Genomic DNA, 2,604 nt, shown 5'->3' on the forward strand with positions numbered 1-2,604 from the left:
TTGTCACCGCCCTACACACTGATCGAAGCGCGCCTCGTGATCTAGCACTCGATCCCCCTGGGCCGAGGAGCTCCTTGTGACTCAGGACGACCACCTCATGCATGTCCTGTGCAATTGATTGCACGAAGGACTGCACGGTGTGGCAGTTCGAGAAGCTAGGGGCCCCCGGGGGTAGGATCGGGCTCGCGTTCGTCCAACATCACTTTGCACCTGCAACGTGACCGCACCCGATCGAACGACGAGGAGGATCCTCTGGAGCTTGGTTCTGTACGATAAAAACGTCATTGGGTTCCCAGCCACCGGTCTGATGCAACAGCGTAGTGCTGCGGCCTTGCCTTCACGATCAGGCGGGGACGGGGGCTCTACCAAGTGCGTCGCTCGCAAGCCGGCGCACGAGGTCCGCGTAGCGAGCCGAAACCCGCAGGAGAGGCGAGCGCCACAGGCCGTAGCCGTCGTCGCACAGCGGATCGTTCACCACGGGACTGCCATCGTCCCCGACGAGGACGTTGCCGATGTTGGGGTCGAGGCTCTGGGGCGACACGGCCCGCAACGCGGCCACATAGGCTTCGTATCCGGGCCACGCGGTCCTGAACGCCTCGCGGATGCCGTCGAAGCTCGGATGGTCTATCCGGGGCTCGTGCGCTGGCCATTCGGTTTTGAACCGATCGCGCACACCCTCGTCCATCGCAATTCCTGGATGGTCCGCGATGACGGCGTGGGCGTAGGCCAGCCACCATGTGTCGTGGGTGGGATTGGACAGTCGCGAGCCTACGGTCATCAGTGCACCGCAGCGGCTGACGTGCATGTCGTGGATACGCGGTGCATGCGGTCCGTTCGAACCAGCGAACCCTCTGCGGAGCAAAGCCGCATAGTCACCGAAGCCATCGGCCTTTCGTGCAAAGCGTACGACAACGTCCGGGTGGTCCTGATGCGCATGGACGGTGCCATGGTACCCGAAGCCGATCTCGGACCAACCAATCGCGATCAGGGCAGCATAGGCCTTTGCCGCCGACCGTTCGGTGATGCCCAGCGCGGTAAGTGAAGGACTGGATGCATCGACCTGGTTTCTGAACCCAAACATCGCATCCACTCCTTCCTGCCAATCCACGATCCGACGCGACGCGCTCCAAGAAGCCGCACAGGTGCAGCGTCGAGGAGGAACCGGACGGGCGTGTCCGGCAAAGGTCGAAGTGACCCTGTCGATGTCGGGAGCAGAGTGACGCGCGTGTCACTCCACTGTCATGGAATGACCTGCGTCCTCGGAAAGTTCAATCCCTAAGCGGGCGTTAAATCGGCGGTTGAGAGATGAGATCCGTTCCGTCCCATCGTTCAGCGAACGACATCCATCCCAGCCAGAAGGCTTCGAGCTTGGGCCATATCCGCTTCGCCTAGGCCGGACTCCGCATTCGGCCGGATGTGCCGACCCACGTGGGCGGGGCCGACCGCGACGTCGTCGAGTACGAGGTAGTCTGAGATACGGTTGCGAGCCGCGTGCTCGGCAATCTCATCGCCACGCCCAGCTCGCTCGGCCGGGAGCATACCGCCGGTCTCGGCATCTCGGCTGGTTGGCAGGATGGCGGTCCGCCAGTCTGGGTGGAAGCAAGCCTCGGGAAGGCCGGCTTTCACCAGGGTCGGACGGCAGTCGTCGACGCGCCAGGTCGATGAGACGACCACTTTGGCATCGAACTCTGTCACCAAGCCGGCCACGAGGGCGACCTGGGTCGGGTTGAGCCTGTCCTTGCCGGCCTGCCGTTGGTAGCCGACCGTCGTCACGACGCCATCGACGTCGAGATAGATCGTCAGCGGTGCCGCGCCTCTATGCTCGTTCAAGAGGCCAACCTCGCCTGGTGCAGCAACCCTGCATCTGTCGCGGACGCCTACAATGCGTTGCTGCTACCGTCCAGCACGCTGCTGAAGGGACAAAGAGCTACGAGCGCGCGACATTAATTGCACCAGAGGCCAGCCACTCCCGCAGCTTCGTCCAGCGCCGCTTCGCGCTCCCACCGCGAACCGCCATACCGATGGCCTTGCGCTGGCCGATCAGCACGACGAGCCGCTTGCCGCGGGTGACGCCGGTGTAGAGCAGGTTCCTGGCCAGCATGTTGAAGTGCTGTGTCACGATCGGGATCACCACGGCGGGATACTCCGAGCCCTGGCTCTTGTGGATCGTCGTGGCGAAGGCCGGCACCAATGTGTCGAGCTCGCCGTAGGGGTAGACGACCTCACGCCTGGTCCGCCCCCATTGAAGTGGTCCGCCCTTTGGTATGGCTTTTGAGCCTGGAGGACGGACGAGATGGCAAAGCACCCGAAGCCCGAGGAGATCGTCGCGAAGCTACGTCAGGCGGACGTGCTGATCTCACAGGGCCAGAGCGTGGCCGATGCAATCCGCGCGCTCGGTGTGAGTTCGGTGACGTACTACCGGTGGCGGCGTGAGTTTGGCGGCCTGAAGTCGGATCAAGTTCGACGGATGAAGAGTCTTGAGACTGAGAATGCTCGGCTTCGAAAGGCAATCGCCGATCTCACCCTCGACAAGCTGATCCTGCAGGAGGCGTCCCGGGGAAACTTCTGAGCCCCGCGCGCCGGCGCGCCTGTGTCGAGCACATC

Annotated in this window: 2 protein-coding genes and 2 pseudogenes; 1 reads left to right on the forward strand and 3 read right to left on the reverse strand. The window is 63.3% G+C overall.

Annotation, left to right across the window (positions count from 1 at the left end; translation table 11 throughout):
- Positions 1 to 343: 343 nt before the first annotated feature.
- From MFF13_RS25915 to MFF13_RS25925, 3 genes and pseudogenes are all read right to left on the reverse strand, one after another.
- On the reverse strand, positions 344 to 1,081 hold the full coding sequence (locus tag MFF13_RS25915; protein WP_238273350.1) for a hypothetical protein: 738 nt from the start codon (positions 1,079 to 1,081) through the stop codon (positions 344 to 346).
- Between the two features lie 248 nt (positions 1,082 to 1,329).
- Positions 1,330 to 1,830 (reverse strand): HAD domain-containing protein, encoded by a 501-nt coding sequence (locus tag MFF13_RS25920; protein ID WP_238273351.1) that lies wholly within the window; start codon positions 1,828 to 1,830, stop codon positions 1,330 to 1,332.
- 97 nt (positions 1,831 to 1,927) lie between these two features.
- Positions 1,928 to 2,227, reverse strand: a pseudogene (locus MFF13_RS25925) (ATP-binding domain-containing protein); the annotation flags it as partial.
- A 66-nt stretch (positions 2,228 to 2,293) separates the two neighbouring features.
- Between MFF13_RS25925 and MFF13_RS25930 the strand changes: the two are divergent.
- Positions 2,294 to 2,604: pseudogene (locus MFF13_RS25930) on the forward strand (transposase); the annotation flags it as partial.

Source organism: Methylobacterium cerastii, assembly GCF_022179125.1.
Taxonomy (GTDB): domain Bacteria; phylum Pseudomonadota; class Alphaproteobacteria; order Rhizobiales; family Beijerinckiaceae; genus Methylobacterium; species Methylobacterium cerastii.

What these genes read in the sequence shown, in the direction of transcription:
- MFF13_RS25915 (WP_238273350.1), bottom strand. Translation starts at nt 1,081, where the DNA reads ATGTTTGGGTTCAGAAACCAGGTCGATGCATCCAGTCCTTCACTTACC.